This is a genomic window from Mycolicibacterium sp. MU0050 (genome assembly GCF_963378085.1).
In the GTDB taxonomy this organism is placed as follows: Bacteria; Actinomycetota; Actinomycetes; order Mycobacteriales; family Mycobacteriaceae; genus Mycobacterium; species Mycobacterium wendilense.
The window spans coordinates 772,207-788,218 of record NZ_OY726395.1 but is presented as its reverse complement, the minus strand read 5'-3'; the positions used below and the strand labels follow the sequence as shown (position 1 = coordinate 788,218).

Genomic DNA, 16,012 nt, shown 5'->3' with positions numbered 1-16,012 from the left:
CACTGCGATGACAAGGGGGTGGCGCACGTGACCGATGGACCCCTGATCGTGCAGTCCGACAAGACGGTGTTGCTCGAGGTGGACCACGAGCAGGCCGACGACGCACGCGCGGCGATCGCGCCCTTCGCCGAACTCGAACGCGCCCCGGAGCACATCCACACCTACCGGATCACCCCGCTGGCGCTGTGGAACGCCCGCGCGGCCGGCCACGACGCCGAGCAGGTGGTCGACGCGCTGGTCACCTTCTCCCGCTATGCGGTGCCGCAACCGCTGCTGGTCGACATCGTCGACACGATGGCCCGCTACGGGCGCCTGCAGCTGGTCAAGAGTCCCGTGCACGGGCTCACCCTGGTCAGCCTGGACCGCGCGGTGCTCGAAGAGGTGTTGCGCAACAAGAAGATCGCCCCGATGCTGGGCGCCCGCATCGACGACGACACCGTGGTCGTGCACCCCAGCGAGCGTGGCCGCGTCAAGCAGATGCTGCTCAAGATCGGTTGGCCCGCCGAGGATCTGGCGGGTTACGTCAACGGTGAGGCGCATCCCATCGCCCTGGATCAGGACGGCTGGGAGCTGCGCGACTACCAGGAGATGGCCGCCGAATCGTTCTGGGCGGGCGGCTCGGGCGTGGTGGTGCTGCCCTGCGGCGCCGGCAAGACGCTGGTCGGTGCGGCGGCCATGGCCAAGGCAGGCGCCACCACGCTGATCCTGGTGACCAACACCGTCGCGGGCCGGCAGTGGAAGCGCGAGTTGATCGCGCGGACGTCGCTGACCGAGGAGGAGATCGGCGAATACTCCGGGGAACGCAAGGAGATTCGGCCGGTCACCATCGCCACCTATCAGGTGATCACCCGTCGCACCAAGGGCGAGTACAAGCACCTGGAACTGTTCGACAGCCGCGACTGGGGGCTGATCATCTACGACGAGGTACACCTGTTGCCGGCGCCGGTGTTCCGGATGACCGCCGATCTGCAGTCGCGGCGGCGGCTGGGGCTGACGGCCACCCTGATCCGCGAGGACGGCCGCGAGGGCGACGTGTTCAGCCTGATCGGCCCGAAGCGTTACGACGCGCCGTGGAAGGACATCGAGGCGCAGGGCTGGATCGCCCCGGCCGAATGCATCGAGGTCCGCGTGACCCTCACCGACAACGAGCGGATGCTCTACGCGACCGCCGAGCCCGAGGAGCGGTACAAGCTGTGCTCGACCGCGCACTCGAAGATCGCGGTGGTGAAGTCCATCCTGGAGCGCCATCCCAAGGAGCCGACGCTGGTGATCGGCGCCTACCTCGATCAGCTCGAGGAACTCGGTGCGGAACTGGACGCGCCGGTGATCCAGGGCTCCACCAAGACCGCCGAACGCGAGGCCCTGTTCGACGCGTTCCGCACCGGTGAGATCCGCACGTTGGTGGTCTCCAAGGTGGCCAACTTCTCCATCGACCTGCCGGAAGCCGCGGTGGCCGTTCAGGTTTCGGGCACCTTCGGGTCTCGCCAGGAGGAGGCGCAGCGCCTGGGCCGGCTGCTGCGCCCGAAGGCCGACGGCGGCGGCGCGGTCTTCTACTCGGTGGTGGCCCGCGACAGCCTCGACGCCGAGTACGCCGCGCACCGGCAGCGCTTCCTGGCCGAGCAGGGCTACGGCTACCTCATCCAGGACGCCGACGACCTGCTGGGCCCCGCGATCTGAGGCCGTTCACACCTTCGCGACCGCGGCCTCCAGATCGTCCACCACGATCTTGCGCATGCCGTACATCGCGGTGGTCGCGGCCGCGGCGATCGCGCGGTCGGGGTGCTCAATGAGCTCGTAGAGCCGTTCCGGCACAATCTGCCAACTGAGTCCGTAGCGGTCCTTGAGCCAGCCGCACTGCGACTCCTCGCCGCCATCGACCAATCGCGACCAGTAATGGTCGACCTCGGCTTGGTCGGCACAGCGCACCTCGAAGGACACCGCCTCGCTGAACTGGAACTCCGGGCCGCCGTTGATCGCGAGGAAACGGTTTCCGTCCAGCACGAAGGTGCCGTAGAGCAGATCACCGGGTTGGCCGGGGCCCGCTTCGGTGGCGCGACCGTAGGCCTCGATGGACGAGTTGGGAAAAATCGAGGTGTAGAACTCGGCGGCCTCTTCGAGGGTGCCGTCGAACCAGAGACAGGGCGTGATTTTCAGCATGCCGGTACTGACCGGCGCGAGCGGAGAAACTCATCGCGCCACTACTCGCGAGCGTGCTGGGGTCCCCCGCTTGCAGGGGCGTCCCCGGCCGACACACCGCGGTGTCGGCCGGGTCTGCGCACGTTCGCGCGAGCGGGCTCGCCTCCTACAGCGACAGGATGGTCGCCGAGGCGGTACCGGGCGCGCCGTAAACCTGAGCCAGGCCGACGCGGGGCTGCCCCGGCACCTGGCGTTCGCCGGCCTCGCCGCGCAGCTGACGGACGAGTTCGTGCATCTGACGCAGGCCGGACGCACCGATGGGCTCGCCATTGGCGATCAGACCGCCGTCGGTGTTCACCGGGATGGAGCCGCCGATCTCGGTGGCGCCCTCGGCCAGCATCTTCTCCTGCTCGCCGTCCTTGCACAGCCCCGTCTCGGCCATGTGGATGACCTCGGCGCCGGCGTCGGTGTCCTGCAACTGGGCGATGTCGACGTCCTCGGGACCGATGCCGGCGATCTCGTAGGCGGCCTTGGCGGCGTACACCGTCGGCGCGGGATCGGAGTCCAGCGGAGCCGACGTGGCGTGCACCTCGTAGGCGCCGAAGGTGCGGGTCCGAATCTCGCTGGCCCGCACGTAGACCGGCTTGTCGGTGAACTTGTGCGCGATATCGCCGCGGCACATGATCACCGCGGCGGCACCCTCGTCGGGCGCGCAGAACATGTATTGCGTCAGCGGGTAGTTCAGCGCCGGCGAGTTGAGGATCTCCTCGACCGAAATGGGCTTGCGCCGGAAGGCATTCGGGTTCAGTTCGCCGTTGCGGAAGTTCTTGTTGGCCACCCGCGCCAGGGTCTCCTGGCTGATGTTGTGGTCGTGGATGTACTTGTTGGCCTTCATGCCGAAGAACTTGGTGGTGACAAACTGGCCGTTCTCGGCGTACCACTGCGGCAGGGCCAGCTTGGCCGGGTCATCGGTGAACGCGCCGCGCGGATGCTTGTCCAGGCCGACGGCGACGCCGATGTCGTACTTGCCCAGCCGGATGGTGTCGGCCGTCTGCTGGATGGCACTGGCCGAGGTGGCACAGGCATTGAAGACGTTGGTGAAGGTGATGCCGGTCAGACCCACCAGGCGGGTCACCGAGTCCGGGTTGGACACCTCGTAGCTGCCGCCGAAGCCGAACTGGATGTCCTTCCACTCCACGCCGGCATCGGCGAGCGCCAGCCGGATGGCCTCGGCACCCATCTGCACGGCCGGCTTGTCGAAGCGGCCGAACGGGTGCAGGCCGACGCCGATGATGGCAACGTCATTAGTCATCGCAGTGCTCCTCAGACCGGCTGGAACGCGAACGTGACGACCTCGTTGCCGTCTTCGTCGGTGGTGAACGGGATCATCGTGAGCTCGACCTCCTGGCCGAACTTCAGCTTGGCGGGGTCGTTTTCAGTCAGCCGCCCCTCGACGCGGATCACGTCGCCGAGCTGGACCAGGCCCACCCCGAACGGCACGAAGTCCTTGCCCGTCGGGCCGGCGTAGGGGGCACCGGGCGGGAAGCCCTGCGTGGTCCACGCGACCACGGTGCCGCGCCGGGGCAACAGCGTCTCGGACATCTCCGCGCTGCTGCACTTGGGGCAGTGATCCTGAACCGGGAACACGGTGGCCGAGCAGTTGCCGCACTGACTACCGATCAGCTGCGGGTTCTCCTCAGGCCAGGTCGAGATCTCGGGCGCGAGCGCTTTCTGCATGTACAGATCCTCCGCAGTCGTGACCAATAATGCGCTTTCGGAATCGTACAATACTGTTAGCGAAAAGCGGAAAGCCCATTCTCATCAGCGCGAGCGTGCGCAAAGCACGGAAATGTACCGGCGTGTCGGCCGGGGACTTGCACGCTCGCGGGAGTGTTAGCTCGCGGGAGTGTCAGGTTTCGCGGGTTACTCAGGTGAGTGCGGGGATGACTTCGCGTTCGAAGAGTTCGACGCCGGAGCGGTCGTAGGCCGCCTCGGGGAAGTAGCAGATCACGTACTCGCAGCCGAGGTCGCGCAGCCGGCCCAGGGCCTCCACGAGTTGCTCCGGCGTCCCACTGCCGGACTCCGGGCCCTTCATCGAGTTGATCATCGCGTCGGCCGCCGCCTCCCCGGACAGCCCGCTGATCCGGGCGTGCACCCGGCCCATCCGCTCCTTGACGTCCGCCTCGGAGGCACCGACGAAGGCGTTGATGTTCGCCGACCGCACGATGGCGTCGAAGTCCGTGCCGACGTCGGCGCAGTGCGCTGCGAGCACCTTCGACTTGTGCTCGAAGCCCGCAAGCTCGGAGGTGAAGTTCGTGTACTGGGCATACTTCGCGGCGATGCGCAGCGTTACCTTCTCCCCGCCGCCGGCGATCCACAGCGGAATCCCGTTGTCCTGCAGCGGTTTCGGTTGAACGATAGCCCCGTCGACCTGGTAGTGCTTGCCGTCGAAGCTGACGATGCCGTCGCGCCAGGCGTCGCGCATGATCTGCACGCCCTCGTCGAGACGCGCCAATCGCTCACCCGCGGAAGGAAACCCGTAACCGTAGGCACGCCATTCGTGCTCGTACCAGCCGCCGCCGATCCCCATCTGGACCCGGCCGCCGGAGATGATGTCCGTGGTCGCCGCGACCTTCGCCAGGTACGCCGGGTTGCGGTAGCTCATGGCTGTACACATCTGCCCCAGCTTGATCCGCGAGGTGCTGGCCGCGTACGCCGCCATCAGCGACCACGCCTCGTGCGTCGCCTCGGCCGTCGGGGTCGGCACTGTGTGGAAGTGGTCGTACACCCACAGCGAGTCCCACGCCGGACTGTCGTCGGCGTATTGCGCAAGCTCGCGCATCACCGCCCAGTGCTCCGCGGGATCAATACCCACCAGATCGAGTCGCCAGCCCTGCGGGATGAACAATCCGAAGCGCATGGAGCCGACCGTACCCCCCTGAGCCATTCGCCGGAACCGCGACACCGGCCGACCTACGCTGAGGTGATGGCTCTCACCCGAGAAGAACGCGAACAGTTTCTGTCGGAGCCGCACGTCGCCGCCTTTTCGGTGGCTGCCGGCGACCAGCGGGGACCCCTGACGGTCCCGATCTGGTATCAGTACCAGCCCGGCGGCGAGCCGTGGCTGCTGACGGGGGCCGGATCTCGAAAACACCGGTTGATCGAGGCGGTCGGCCATTTCTCCCTGATGGTCGACCGGGTCGAACCGACCGTCCGCTACGTCTCCGTCGACGGGCCGGTGAGCCGGATCGAACCGGGCACCGACGAGCAACTCATCGAGGTCACCAAGCGCTATCTCCCACCGGAGGCCGTGGAGCCTTACCTGGAGATGGCACGCCGCGAGCACGGCGAGACCGTGGCCATCTGGATGCGCCCGCAGCACTGGCTGTCCGCCGACCTCGGCGGCTTCTGAAACGACCGGACGGCGCCCGTAACGACGAAGGCGCCCCCGACCGCCGGGTCGGGGGCGCCTTGCGCTCGTGCTACTTGGTCAGCGACGCCGGCGGGTTGAAGCGTTCGCCGTAACGCTCGGCCAACTGCTTGGCGCGGGCGACGAAGGCTTCCTTGCCGACACCGAGCTCACCCTGGTAACCCACGATGAACTGGGCGCTGCCGCCGGTGTAGGGCGGGAAGCCGATCCCCATGATGGAGCCGATGTTGGCATCCGCGGTGGAGGTCAGCACGCCCTCGTCGAGGCACTTCTGGGTCTCGAGCGCCTCGGCGAACAGCATCCGGTCGATCATGTCTTGCAGCGGGATGTCCGAGCTGCCCGAGTTGAACGTCTCAGCCAAGCCCGGCCACAGGCCGACCCGCTTGCCGTCGACGTACTCGTAGAAGCCCGCGCCCTTGAGCCGCGACGGACGACCGATCTCGATCATCTTGTTGACGACGGCCTCGGCCGGATGCGCCTCGTGGGTGCCGCCGGCGGCCTCGGTCGCCTTGCGGGTCTCGGTGGCGATCTTCTGCATCAGCTCGAGGTTGAGCTCGTCGGACAGCTGCAACGGCGAGGCCGGGTACCCGGCCTGGGCGCCGGCCTGCTCGATGCTGGCCGGGTTCACCCCCTCGCCGAGCATCGCCAGCGCCTCGTTGACGAACGTGCCGATGACCCGGCTGGTGAAGAAGCCGCGGCTGTCGTTGACGACGATCGGGGTCTTCTTGATGGCCAGCGTGTAGTCGAACACCCGGGCCAGTGCCTCGTCGGAGGTCTTCTCGCCCTTGATGATCTCCACCAGCGGCATCTTGTCGACGGGGCTGAAGAAGTGGATCCCGATGAAGTCCTCCTGGCGCTTCACCCCGGTCGCCAGACCGGTGATCGGCAGGGTGGAGGTGTTCGACCCGAGCAGCGCGTTCGGCTCGACGATGTCCTCGACCTCCTGGAACACCTTGTGCTTGAGTTCCTGGTTTTCGAACACGGCCTCGATCACGAAGTCGACACCCTTGAGGTCCGCGGCGTCCGCGGTGGGGTGGATCTTCGCCAGCAGCGCCGCGGACTTCTCTTCGGTGGTCTTGCCGCGCTTGAGCGCCTTGGCCTCCAGGCCCTCCGAGTACGCCTTGCCCTTCTGCGCCGCTTCCAGCGAGACATCCTTGAGGACAACGTCATAGCCGGCCTTGGCCGACACGTAGGCGATACCGGCGCCCATCATGCCCGCACCCAGGACACCGATCTTCTTGATCTCCTGCTTGGCGATGCCCTCGGGCCGCGATGCGCCGCCGTTGATGGCCTGCAGGTCGAGGAAGAACGCCTGGATCATGTTCTTGGCGGTCTGCCCGGTCACCAGCGAGGTGAAGTAGCGGCTCTCGATGCGGCTGGCGGTGTCGAAATCGACCTGCGCGCCCTCGACGGCGGCGTTGAGGATCGCCCGCGGCGCCGGCATCGGCGCACCCTTGAGCTGCTTTTTGAGCAGTGCCGGGAACGACGGCAGGATCGCGGCCAGGCCCGGCGAGGACGGAGTGCCGCCGGGCATCTTGTAGCCCTTGGTATCCCACGGCTGGGTGTGAGCCTCGGGGTTGGCCTTGATCCAGGCCTTGGCCGCGGGGACCAATTCCTCGACAGAGCCCACGAGTTCGTCGACCAGGCCGACCTCCTTGGCCTTGGTCGGGTTGAATCGGGTGCCCTGGCTCAGGATCTCCATGAAGGCCTTCTGGATGCCGAACATCCGGACGGTGCGGGCCACGCCGCCCCCGCCGGGCAGCAGGCCCAGGGTGACCTCGGGCAGGCCGATCACCGAGCCGCGGACGTCGGCCGCGATGCGGTGGTGGCACGCCAGCGCGATCTCCAGGCCTCCGCCGAGCGCCGCACCGTTGATCGCCGCCACCACGGGCTTGCCGAGGGTCTCCAGCTTGCGCAGGTCGGCCTTGATGAACTCGACCTCGGCGAAGGACGCCGCGGCGTCCTCTGGGCCGACGTTCATCATGCCCTTGAGGTCACCGCCGGCGAAGAAGGTCTTCTTCGCGCTGGTGATGACGACACCGGTGATCGAATCCTTTTCGGCCACAAGGCGATCCACGGTGTTGTGCATCGATTCCTTGTAGTGCTCGTTCATCACGTTGGCCGAGCCGGTCGGGTCGTCCAACGTCAGCGTGACGATGCCGTCGGCATCCTTGTCCCACTGGATGGTGTTCTCTGCCATGTCTTTTCAGTCCTTTATCCGCAGCTCAGACGCGCTCGATGATGGTGGCCACGCCCATGCCGCCGCCGACACACAGCGTGATCAGCGCACGCCGGGCACCGCGACGCTCGAGCTCGTCGACCATGGTTCCGGTGATCATGGCGCCGGTGGCGCCCAGCGGGTGGCCCATCGCGATGGCGCCACCGTTGACGTTGAGCTTCTCGTCGGGAATGTTCAGATCCTTCTGGAACTTCAACACCACCGACGCGAAGGCCTCGTTGAGCTCGAACAGGTCGATGTCATCGACGGTCAGCCCGGCGCGGTCCAGGACCTTCTGGGTGGCCGGGGTCGGACCGGTCAACATGATCACCGAATCGGCACCGCTGGTGGCGGTGGCCACCACACGCGCCCGCGGGGTCAGGCCCTGCGAGGTGCCGGCCTTCTCCGAGCCGATCAGCACCAGCGCGGCGCCGTCGACGATGCCCGAGGAGTTACCGCCGGTGTGGACGTGGTTGATCTTCTCCACGTAGTGGTACTTCTGCAGCGCCACATCGTTGAAGCCGCCCATCGCCCCGACGCCGTCGAAGGCGGTCTTGAGCTTGCCGAGGCTTTCCACCGTCGAACCGGGACGCATGTGCTCGTCGTGGTCCAACACGACCAGACCGTTCTGGTCACGCACCGGGACCACCGACTTGGCGAAGTAACCGCCCGACCACGCCGCGGCAGCCCGCTCCTGCGACCGGGCAGCGTAGGCGTCGACGTCCTCGCGCGAGAACCCCTCGATGGTGGCGATCAGGTCCGCACCGATGCCCTGCGGCACGAAGCCCACCCGGTAGTTGGTGTCCGGGTCTGTGGCCCAGGCCCCGCCGTCGGAGCCCATCGGCACCCGGCTCATCGACTCCACGCCACCGGCGTAGACCAGGTCGTCCCAGCCCGAGCGCACCTTCTGGGCGGCCATGTTGACCGCTTCGAGCCCGGAGGCGCAGAACCGGTTGATCTGCACCCCACCGACGGTGTCGGGCATCCCGGCGGCCAGCACCGCGGTGCGCGCGAGGACGGCGCCCTGATCTCCCACCGGGGAGACCACACCGAGGATGACGTCGCTGATCAGGTTCTCGTCCAGATCCGGATACCGCGACCGCATTTCGTCGATCAGTCCGGTGACCAGGCTGATCGGCTTGATTTCGTTGAGCGCCCCGCCCCGCTGCTTACCGCGCGGTGTGCGAATGGCCTCGTAGATGAAGGCTTCTTCGGACATGTAGTTGCTCCAGGTCCTGTTCAGGTTGGGTTCTGCGGCTCGCCGAGACCCGGCGTTCCGCAGCGGAGGGTAGTCCCCTGATCCGCCAGCCTAGCAGTCCTCCCAACCACTTGGTTGGGAGGACTGCCAGTGCGATATGGGGGCTGGAGCGCGAGAGGACGTCAGCCCTCCAGGATGGCGGTCGCCCGGATCTCGACCCGCATTTCCGGCAAGCCGAGCGCGGTGACGCCGGTCTGGGTCCAGACGGGCGCGCGGTCGCCGCCCATCCGCTTGCGGTACTGATCCGCCATCACGACGTTGTGCGCTTGGAACGTGCCGTCCGGCGGGATGATGACGTGGTAGGAGTTCACGTGCACAACGTCCCGCCAGGTCGCACCGACCGCAGCCAGCGTCCGCTCGACGTTATCGAATGCCGTCACGATTTCCTCCTCCAGCGACCCCGGGATGTTCAAGTCGTCGTCCCAGCCCCCCTGGCCCGATATCTCCACCCGGTTCCCGAACCGAGCGGCCTGGCTGTAGTGCAACCGACCGAACAGTTTCTCACCCGCCCCCGGCGTCACGACCAGCTGCACATCTCGACCCTTTTTGACTTCACGCATGAAGTGAACGTACACCGGATTACTTCATGCGTAAAGTCATTGCCATGGAGGAGACCCGCTGGCTGACACCGCCGGAGAAGGACGCGTGGACCGGACTGGTCGCGCTCATGCTGCTGCTTCCAAACAAACTCGAAGCACCCCTGCGTCCGGTCGGCCTCACCCTTTTCGAGTACCTGGTCCTCAGCCACATCTCCGAGGCTCCGAACCGGCGGATCCGGATGAGCGACTTGGCATTCCTTGCCAGCGGGTCGCTGTCCCGACTGTCCAATGTGGTCAGCAGATTCGAGACCCGGGGCTGGGCGACCCGGTCGCGAGATCCCGACGACGGCCGGTACACGATCGCCTCCCTCACCGACACCGGCTATGGCCTGGTGACCGAGGCTGCCCCAATCCATCTACACGCGGTGCGCGAACTGGTCCTGGACCCGTTGACTGCGGCAGATTTGGCGGCGCTGACCCGGATCGCGGCGAAACTGCGAGTCGTGCCGCCCGGCATGGAGACGCGACAAGAATAGGGCGCCCACCGGAGCCGTGGCACCAAATTGGATCCACCCATGCTCGACCCGAGGCAATTTGCAGCGCTTCTGGCGCCTTGACGCAGCCAATTGGATCCGATAACTTATTCGTGCGATACGTCACATCTCAGTGACTCACAGGTTAGACCCTCTGCTGCTGCCGACCTCGCGTCGCAATGCCCCCCGCATACGGCTGCTGCCGAGCCAACTCCCGATGACGCGCGGAAGGACATCTCGATATGCCCAACGAATTCACCCGTCCCGATTTCTGGACGGCATTCCTCAACGAGCTCAACAACGACACCGAGTGGGCTGCGGCCGCGAAGTACTTCTCGGTGCGTATCGAGTTGTGTTGCGAAGGCGCCAGTTTCGCTGTCGATACACGTGACGGTAAGGCGGTCGGCGCGGCGCAGGGACCGCTGCCGACCGGAGCGGATATCTCCCTGGAAGCACCCGAGCACGAATGGGAACGAATCCTTGACGGCCGGGCCGACTACTTCGAAGCAACGTCGCCGGCTTTGGGACACTTGACCGTCGCCGGCAATGCCGTCGCAGCCGGCCGGAACGTCAAGGCGTTGTGGCTGTTCCTGCACGCGCTGTCACGTGCGGCCCGGCCAGACGCTCAGCCGCAGTCCGCCTTTTCTCCGGCTCCTCCCGCCTACAGTCGTGCGGTCACTGGTCACTACGTCGATGTGAACGGTATCGAGACGTACTACGAGGAAGCCGGCAGCGGCGCTCCGATCGTGTGTATCCACGCCGCAGGTCAGGACACCCTGATGTATCGGCACGTCGTCCGGGGGTTGTCCGACCATTTCCGAGTCATCTCCGTGGATGCGCCCGGACACGGCAAGACCGGCGAACCGAGCGGGGGGCCGTTCCGGAGTCTGACCCAGCATGCCGATTTCAACGAGTCGTTCATGGCCGCGCTGGGCCTGGAGCGGCCGATAATCGTCGGGTGCTCGATGGGCGGGAACATGGTTCTCGAGTTGGCATCGCGACGCCCCGACTACTACCGCGGTGTGGTGTCCTGCGAGGGCGCTGACTACACCCCTACCGTCAGCCCCTTCCTGCTCGAGATGCTTCTCCTCAACGGTCCGCAGATCCTGGAGGCGTGGTCGCGGTCCATGACCGGCAAACGCACGCCGCCCGATCGCGCACGGGAAGTAGTCTGGCAGCTAAGAAGGGTGGCGCCCGAGTACATTGCGGCGGACTTGACGGGTTACGCCGGATTCGACAGGCGTGCGGAGATGGCGAACATCACCAGCCCGGTCTTGTTGATTCGGGGGGACGGCGATTGGCTGGTGAACCAAGAGATGGTCGACGCTACTGCCTCCCGGATCAAGGACAGCTCCGTGACGGTACTCGAAGGGACAGGGCACTACCCCATGATCGAGAATCCAGTGGAATTCAACGACGCGGTCCGTTCCTTCGTTGACAAGCTGTAATCGCACACGGACAACACTTGGGAGGAGAGCGATGACTGCGACCGACGGCAAACCGGGATCACCTGAGAACAGGGGGTCGTCGGTTGCCAGTCAACGTATCTCGGACAGTCTGCGAGAGGACATTCTCGCCGGTCGAGTCCTTCCTGGGCAGCGGATCCGACAGGAGGAGCTTGCCCAGCGGATGAATGCGAGCCGGCTGCCGGTCCGCGAAGCACTGCGCATTCTGGAATCCGAGGGGCTCCTCGAACTCAAGGCCAACAGCGGTGCGTGGGTTTCGAAGTTGGACCTCGACGAATGCGACTTCATCTACCGTGTCCGAGAACGGATCGAACCGCTCGCGCTCGAGGAGAGCGTTCCGCGACTCACCTCTGAGGACCACCAACGACTGACCGAAATCCAAGCGGAGATAGAGCGCAACGACGATGTCGACCGATTCCTGGTCCTCGATCGGGAACTGCACCTGCTGACCTACAGCGGGTGCCGCACCGCCGAACTGATTGGGATGGTCACCCGATACTGGAACACCACACAGCACTACCGGCGCGCGTTCGCCCGGCTGGCCGGAAGGGATCGCAAGTGGATCATCGACGCTGAGCACCGCTTACTGATCGACGCCATCATCAACCGGGACATTGTCGAGGCCGAACGGTGTCTGGTGGGGCACATCAGGCGCACTCGCGTCGAATTGGCCAAGCACCCAGAACTTTTCGATCAACCTCCGCAGTAGTGAACGAGATGAACACGACTGCGGAGGTCGCCGACATCAGCTTGCCGATTGCCTCCGCGTCACCCAGCGATCGCCACGGAAGCAATCTGTCCCGCGTGAGGAAGTACCTGAGCAGCAAACATCTCGGTCTGCTCGACATGCTCGCTGGCGGTGCCACTGGGACAGTCGAATTGGACCGTGACGTGTTCGTACCCGTAGGACCCCATCACATTCAGATCATCGAGAATTTGTTCTGCAGTCCCGGTCAGGAATGGACGCGCCGACGACGGCCCCGTCCCCGACCCGGAGCGCAGCCCTACCTGACAGTAAGCAGCCATGGTGAAGTCGCTGAGATCACGCCCAATTGCCACCGCTTCTCGCACGATTGCCGTCCGGAGGAAATCCAGATCCGCGGGATGCGTACGCGAATCGAGGAACATCGGATAGAAGCCCTGACACAACCGGGCTGCCCGTTTTGCTGCGATCTCGGACATCCCCCCATACCAGATCGGAATCCGCGACTGGACGGGTTTCAAATCCATTGATACCCCGTGGATCTGGAAATGCTTTCCGTCGAACGCGATATCCGAGTTCTCCCAAGCCTGACGATATATCTGCAGGCATTCGTAGAGCACGGATCCGCGCCGCTCGAAATCAGCACCCAGTGCCTCGAACTCGCCGATCTCCCAACCAACACCCACGGCCATCATCGCCCGCCCGCCGGACAGGACGTCGAGCGTGGCCCATTCGTGCGCGGTGATGAGCGGGTGGCGGTAGGGAGCAATGTAGACGGTAGGACAGAACCTGATCGTCGATGTCCGGCTGGCGATGGCACCGAAAGTGGTGGCGACATCCAACATGACGGGCCGTTCGGGATAGGCCCGTTTACCCGAGGAGTTCGCGGGATGAACTCCCTCGGTGAAGGCTTCGGTGACGATGTGATCGCTCAGCCAGACCGAGTGGAAGCCCAGTTCCTCCGCGCGGATGCTCCGCTCAACCGGACGCATCTCGCTCGGGTCGATATTGGTCAGTCGACAATTACCGTCCCCGTCTCGACTCATCACACCGTGAGTGGGAAGGTTCAGACCGAATTGCATGTGTCAGCGCTCCCAATCCGGCTCGGCCATCGCGAGTTCGGGCGCCAAGTCCCAGCCCACAGTGGTTTCGTAGAGGCGCGCGACGTCGAGCAGCTCGGCATCGGCCCCCTTCGGCCCAACCAACATCGCACCGACCGGGAGCCCGTTCGATCGGCCGACGGGCATGCTCAGCGCCGGCATACCGGTTGCGTTGAACGGCGCCGTATTCCCCAACATGCTCCAGCCAACGGCGAGCGACTTGTCGGCACCCGAGGCATCGGCTGTCCGCAAGGGCCCGAACGGTGTGGTCGGCATGATGAGCATATCGACGTCTGCGAAGACCTTCGCGTACCCCGCGATCTGGTCCGCCAGAGCATTCCGTGCAGCCGCGTACAAAGCGCCGCCGTAGGTGTCGGCCATCGTTGTGCCCGCCAACCACGCGACTTTGACCTGGGGCGACAACTCGTCCGCTCGGTCCTGTAGTGCCGCACTCAACCGCGTCGCGAACTCCACATCGTATCGGCCGAGGTGGCCGTAGCCATGACCGCCGGAGCGCAACAACGATGCCATCCCCTCTAGATTGCAGACAAACGATGCAACGCCGATCGTGAGATGCTCCGGCACCGAGACCCGCTGGATCTGCGCCCCCATCGCCTTCAGCTCCCGGCAGGTGGCCTCCACCGCGGCGATCACGTCAGTTGCACCGTGTTCTCGGGTCAGGTCCATGCCTTCGTCGAGGACCCCGATCCGGATCCCTTCCAGGTTATTGCGCGGATTCCGCACGCGGTATCCGAACCTCGCCTCCGGGACAACCTCGGGCTGGCGAGGGTCGATACCGTCGCGACCCACCAGCACGTCCATCATGTCGGCGATGTCGCTCACCGAGCGTGCCATGGGGCCGGTGTGGTCGATGATCTGGTCGATTCCCGCGATGCCCGTGTACGGGATCCATCCGTGGGTCGGTTTGAGCCCCAGCACGCCACACCACGCAGCGGGGATGCGGATCGATCCGCCCTGGTCGCACCCCACGCTGATATCGATGCCCGGATACGACAACGCCGCCGCCGCCCCATTGGATGAACCCCCGGCCAGATGGTCGATCGAGTTCGGGTTCTGCGTCGGGCCATACGAACTCGTCGCACCGGAGGCCGCGAAGCCGAAGCAGTCCATGTTCGTCGTGGCGACGATCCGGCCGCCCGCACGCAGGATCCGATCGACGATCGTGGCGTGGGCAGTAGGTACGAAGTCCTCGAGACCGCTGTAGCCGCAGGTGGCCGGGACCCCGGCTACGAAGATCGAGTCCTTCACAGAGATAGTTCTGCCGGACAGCGGCCCCTCCCCGGTCGGCGCTATGTCGCACCACCGCACGATGGCGTTGAGGGGATCGTTCTGCGTCTCAGGCCGTTGCCACGGCGCGTGATTCGCGGCCCCGCGCAGTTCTGCCGCGATCGGCGCGGCGGCTTCGAGGCGCTCGTGGACGACCTCACGAACCTCGTCGTAATAAGCGCCGTCGGCAATCCCGAGGGCAGCGGCGACGCGTTCGACCGCATTGGTCCACGGACTGGTCATCATGCTCTCCTTGGTTCTGCGATCAGAGGTGGAAGCGGCCGTTGTGCCAACCGCGGTCGAGCCGCGCCTGCATCGCCCAATCGAGCCGGACGACGGAGAATTTCCATCCCTCGTCGGTGAGCACGTAGTCATCGTGATAAATGCCCGCCATCACCGCCGAGAACTTCTGATCGCCATCGACGACGGCGACCGGCTCATACAGCTGCCAAAAGCCCTTGGCGGACGTCGCGTTGTCGTCGACCTCGATGTCTCCGCCGATCATCAGGTGCAGCGCGAAGGTGATGGTGTCGCTGGCACCGGCGAAGAAGGCTCGGATTGCCTCGCGCCCGTTATGACGTCCCCACCGCTCGCCGCCATCCCAGATTGCGTCCTCGGTGAACATCGGTGCGATGACGTCCGGCGGGTAGTTGTCGTCACACGCCGCTGCGTAACGAAGCTTCAACCGCCGGATTTCGTCGGCGGCCTCGATGCGGGCGACCCGGCGGCTGAGCGTCTCGAGTGTCGTGTCCATGAATACTCCTTGTTGTGAATGGGTCGGGGATAGAAGACCGACCGCGCCCGGCTGGGCGCCGCGGTCAGGTAGCTGGTTCACAGCGTTTCGCTGGGCCGGCGATTCGCAGGTACCTCGATGAATTCGACAACTGTTCCGAGCTGGTCCTCCATTTCGTAATAGGCGAACCCGCCGTCACCGTCGACGCCGTAACCGCTGCCGGTCTGGGCCGGCTCGAGCCCGGATGCGCGATACTCATCGACAGTGTCGGTGATCGAGGGTACGAAGAATCCGACATGATGAAAGCCGTAGCCACGCTGGGCAATCCAGTCGTGATACAGGCTGGGTCCGGCAATCGGTTGAATGAGTTCGATCTGCGGAACCGTATTGGCAAGGGCGAGCCGCATGGTGAATTCTCCCGCCTGCCCTCGGTAGGAGAACCGTGTTCCCGCCATGTCCGGGGAGTAGGTGTAGACGCGCCAGTCGGTAACGTTGAGTGCGGCTGTCCAATGTTGCACACCGATCTTCAGGTCGGGCACCAGAAAACCCAACTGATCGACTTTGGACGACGGCAATGACGGTTGCATTTCAATTCCTGTCTCTATCGGA

At 65.3% G+C, this 16,012-nt stretch carries 16 protein-coding genes; 5 read left to right on the top strand and 11 right to left on the bottom strand.

All coding sequences use genetic code 11. The features are described 5' to 3' along the window. Positions 1 to 27 precede the first annotated feature (27 nt). On the top strand, positions 28 to 1,677 hold the full coding sequence (locus tag R2K23_RS03715) for a DNA repair helicase XPB (RefSeq protein WP_316514363.1): 1,650 nt from the start codon (positions 28 to 30) through the stop codon (positions 1,675 to 1,677). A gap of 6 nt (positions 1,678 to 1,683) precedes the next feature. On the opposite strand, the gene R2K23_RS03710 is transcribed toward R2K23_RS03715, so the two are convergent. From R2K23_RS03710 to R2K23_RS03695, 4 genes are all read right to left on the bottom strand, one after another. After that, on the bottom strand, positions 1,684 to 2,157 hold the full coding sequence (locus R2K23_RS03710; protein ID WP_316514361.1) for a VOC family protein: 474 nt from the start codon (positions 2,155 to 2,157) through the stop codon (positions 1,684 to 1,686). A 145-nt stretch (positions 2,158 to 2,302) separates the two neighbouring features. Continuing rightward, positions 2,303 to 3,448 carry a thiolase family protein gene (locus R2K23_RS03705; protein ID WP_316514360.1) on the bottom strand — a complete coding sequence of 382 codons (1,146 nt, stop codon included), beginning with the start codon at positions 3,446 to 3,448 and terminating at the stop codon, positions 2,303 to 2,305. Positions 3,449 to 3,459: 11 nt separating this feature from the next. Further along, a complete protein-coding gene (locus R2K23_RS03700; RefSeq protein WP_316514359.1) occupies positions 3,460 to 3,873 on the bottom strand; it encodes a Zn-ribbon domain-containing OB-fold protein in 414 nt (137 codons plus the stop codon). 190 nt (positions 3,874 to 4,063) lie between these two features. Next, positions 4,064 to 5,056: an LLM class F420-dependent oxidoreductase gene (locus R2K23_RS03695; RefSeq protein WP_316514358.1), complete on the bottom strand. Its 993-nt coding sequence runs from the start codon at positions 5,054 to 5,056 to the stop codon at positions 4,064 to 4,066. A 66-nt stretch (positions 5,057 to 5,122) separates the two neighbouring features. Between R2K23_RS03695 and R2K23_RS03690 the strand changes: the two genes are divergently transcribed. Continuing rightward, positions 5,123 to 5,548 (top strand): pyridoxamine 5'-phosphate oxidase family protein, encoded by a 426-nt coding sequence (locus R2K23_RS03690; protein WP_316514357.1) that lies wholly within the window; start codon positions 5,123 to 5,125, stop codon positions 5,546 to 5,548. 70 nt (positions 5,549 to 5,618) lie between these two features. Here the strand turns inward: R2K23_RS03690 and R2K23_RS03685 are convergent, their stop codons facing one another. From R2K23_RS03685 to R2K23_RS03675, 3 genes are all read right to left on the bottom strand, one after another. Then, a complete protein-coding gene (locus R2K23_RS03685) occupies positions 5,619 to 7,766 on the bottom strand; it encodes a 3-hydroxyacyl-CoA dehydrogenase NAD-binding domain-containing protein (protein WP_316514356.1) in 2,148 nt (715 codons plus the stop codon). A gap of 25 nt (positions 7,767 to 7,791) precedes the next feature. Further along, positions 7,792 to 9,003, bottom strand: coding sequence for an acetyl-CoA C-acetyltransferase (locus R2K23_RS03680; protein ID WP_316514355.1), 1,212 nt, complete (start codon positions 9,001 to 9,003; stop codon positions 7,792 to 7,794). Positions 9,004 to 9,164: 161 nt separating this feature from the next. Then, positions 9,165 to 9,602 carry a Rid family hydrolase gene (locus tag R2K23_RS03675; protein ID WP_316514354.1) on the bottom strand — a complete coding sequence of 146 codons (438 nt, stop codon included), beginning with the start codon at positions 9,600 to 9,602 and terminating at the stop codon, positions 9,165 to 9,167. 26 nt (positions 9,603 to 9,628) lie between these two features. Between R2K23_RS03675 and R2K23_RS03670 the strand changes: the two genes are divergently transcribed. From R2K23_RS03670 to R2K23_RS03660, 3 genes are all read left to right on the top strand, one after another. Then, positions 9,629 to 10,117: a MarR family winged helix-turn-helix transcriptional regulator gene (locus tag R2K23_RS03670; protein ID WP_316514353.1), complete on the top strand. Its 489-nt coding sequence runs from the start codon at positions 9,629 to 9,631 to the stop codon at positions 10,115 to 10,117. A gap of 239 nt (positions 10,118 to 10,356) precedes the next feature. Continuing rightward, positions 10,357 to 11,562: an alpha/beta fold hydrolase gene (locus tag R2K23_RS03665; RefSeq protein WP_316514352.1), complete on the top strand. Its 1,206-nt coding sequence runs from the start codon at positions 10,357 to 10,359 to the stop codon at positions 11,560 to 11,562. Positions 11,563 to 11,593: 31 nt separating this feature from the next. Next, on the top strand, positions 11,594 to 12,289 hold the full coding sequence (locus tag R2K23_RS03660) for a GntR family transcriptional regulator (RefSeq protein WP_316514350.1): 696 nt from the start codon (positions 11,594 to 11,596) through the stop codon (positions 12,287 to 12,289). Between the two features lie 59 nt (positions 12,290 to 12,348). Here R2K23_RS03660 and R2K23_RS03655 read toward each other — a convergent pair whose 3' ends face one another. From R2K23_RS03655 to R2K23_RS03640, 4 genes are all read right to left on the bottom strand, one after another. Continuing rightward, a complete protein-coding gene (locus tag R2K23_RS03655) occupies positions 12,349 to 13,365 on the bottom strand; it encodes a TIGR03619 family F420-dependent LLM class oxidoreductase (RefSeq protein WP_316514348.1) in 1,017 nt (338 codons plus the stop codon). 3 nt (positions 13,366 to 13,368) lie between these two features. After that, positions 13,369 to 14,913 (bottom strand): amidase family protein, encoded by a 1,545-nt coding sequence (locus R2K23_RS03650; RefSeq protein ID WP_316514347.1) that lies wholly within the window; start codon positions 14,911 to 14,913, stop codon positions 13,369 to 13,371. 22 nt (positions 14,914 to 14,935) lie between these two features. Beyond that, positions 14,936 to 15,424: a nuclear transport factor 2 family protein gene (locus R2K23_RS03645; RefSeq protein ID WP_316514346.1), complete on the bottom strand. Its 489-nt coding sequence runs from the start codon at positions 15,422 to 15,424 to the stop codon at positions 14,936 to 14,938. 77 nt (positions 15,425 to 15,501) lie between these two features. Then, the gene (locus R2K23_RS03640; RefSeq protein WP_316514344.1) at positions 15,502 to 15,990 is read right to left on the bottom strand and encodes a VOC family protein; all 489 of its coding nucleotides are present in this window, start codon (positions 15,988 to 15,990) and stop codon (positions 15,502 to 15,504) included. Positions 15,991 to 16,012: the final 22 nt, after the last annotated feature.

Excerpts from the sequence above, each read along its gene's own strand:
- R2K23_RS03710 (WP_316514361.1), bottom strand. The coding sequence starts at position 2,157 with ATGCTGAAAATCACGCCCTGTCTCTGGTTCGACGGCACCCTCGAAGAG.
- R2K23_RS03705 (WP_316514360.1), bottom strand. The coding sequence starts at position 3,448 with ATGACTAATGACGTTGCCATCATCGGCGTCGGCCTGCACCCGTTCGGC.
- R2K23_RS03700 (WP_316514359.1), bottom strand. The coding sequence starts at position 3,873 with ATGCAGAAAGCGCTCGCGCCCGAGATCTCGACCTGGCCTGAGGAGAAC.
- R2K23_RS03695 (WP_316514358.1), bottom strand. The coding sequence starts at position 5,056 with ATGCGCTTCGGATTGTTCATCCCGCAGGGCTGGCGACTCGATCTGGTG.
- R2K23_RS03690 (WP_316514357.1), top strand. The coding sequence starts at position 5,123 with ATGGCTCTCACCCGAGAAGAACGCGAACAGTTTCTGTCGGAGCCGCAC.
- R2K23_RS03685 (WP_316514356.1), bottom strand. The coding sequence starts at position 7,766 with ATGGCAGAGAACACCATCCAGTGGGACAAGGATGCCGACGGCATCGTC.
- R2K23_RS03680 (WP_316514355.1), bottom strand. The coding sequence starts at position 9,003 with ATGTCCGAAGAAGCCTTCATCTACGAGGCCATTCGCACACCGCGCGGT.
- R2K23_RS03675 (WP_316514354.1), bottom strand. The coding sequence starts at position 9,602 with ATGCGTGAAGTCAAAAAGGGTCGAGATGTGCAGCTGGTCGTGACGCCG.
- R2K23_RS03670 (WP_316514353.1), top strand. The coding sequence starts at position 9,629 with ATGCGTAAAGTCATTGCCATGGAGGAGACCCGCTGGCTGACACCGCCG.
- R2K23_RS03665 (WP_316514352.1), top strand. The coding sequence starts at position 10,357 with ATGCCCAACGAATTCACCCGTCCCGATTTCTGGACGGCATTCCTCAAC.
- R2K23_RS03660 (WP_316514350.1), top strand. The coding sequence starts at position 11,594 with ATGACTGCGACCGACGGCAAACCGGGATCACCTGAGAACAGGGGGTCG.
- R2K23_RS03655 (WP_316514348.1), bottom strand. The coding sequence starts at position 13,365 with ATGCAATTCGGTCTGAACCTTCCCACTCACGGTGTGATGAGTCGAGAC.
- R2K23_RS03650 (WP_316514347.1), bottom strand. The coding sequence starts at position 14,913 with ATGACCAGTCCGTGGACCAATGCGGTCGAACGCGTCGCCGCTGCCCTC.
- R2K23_RS03645 (WP_316514346.1), bottom strand. The coding sequence starts at position 15,424 with ATGGACACGACACTCGAGACGCTCAGCCGCCGGGTCGCCCGCATCGAG.
- R2K23_RS03640 (WP_316514344.1), bottom strand. The coding sequence starts at position 15,990 with ATGCAACCGTCATTGCCGTCGTCCAAAGTCGATCAGTTGGGTTTTCTG.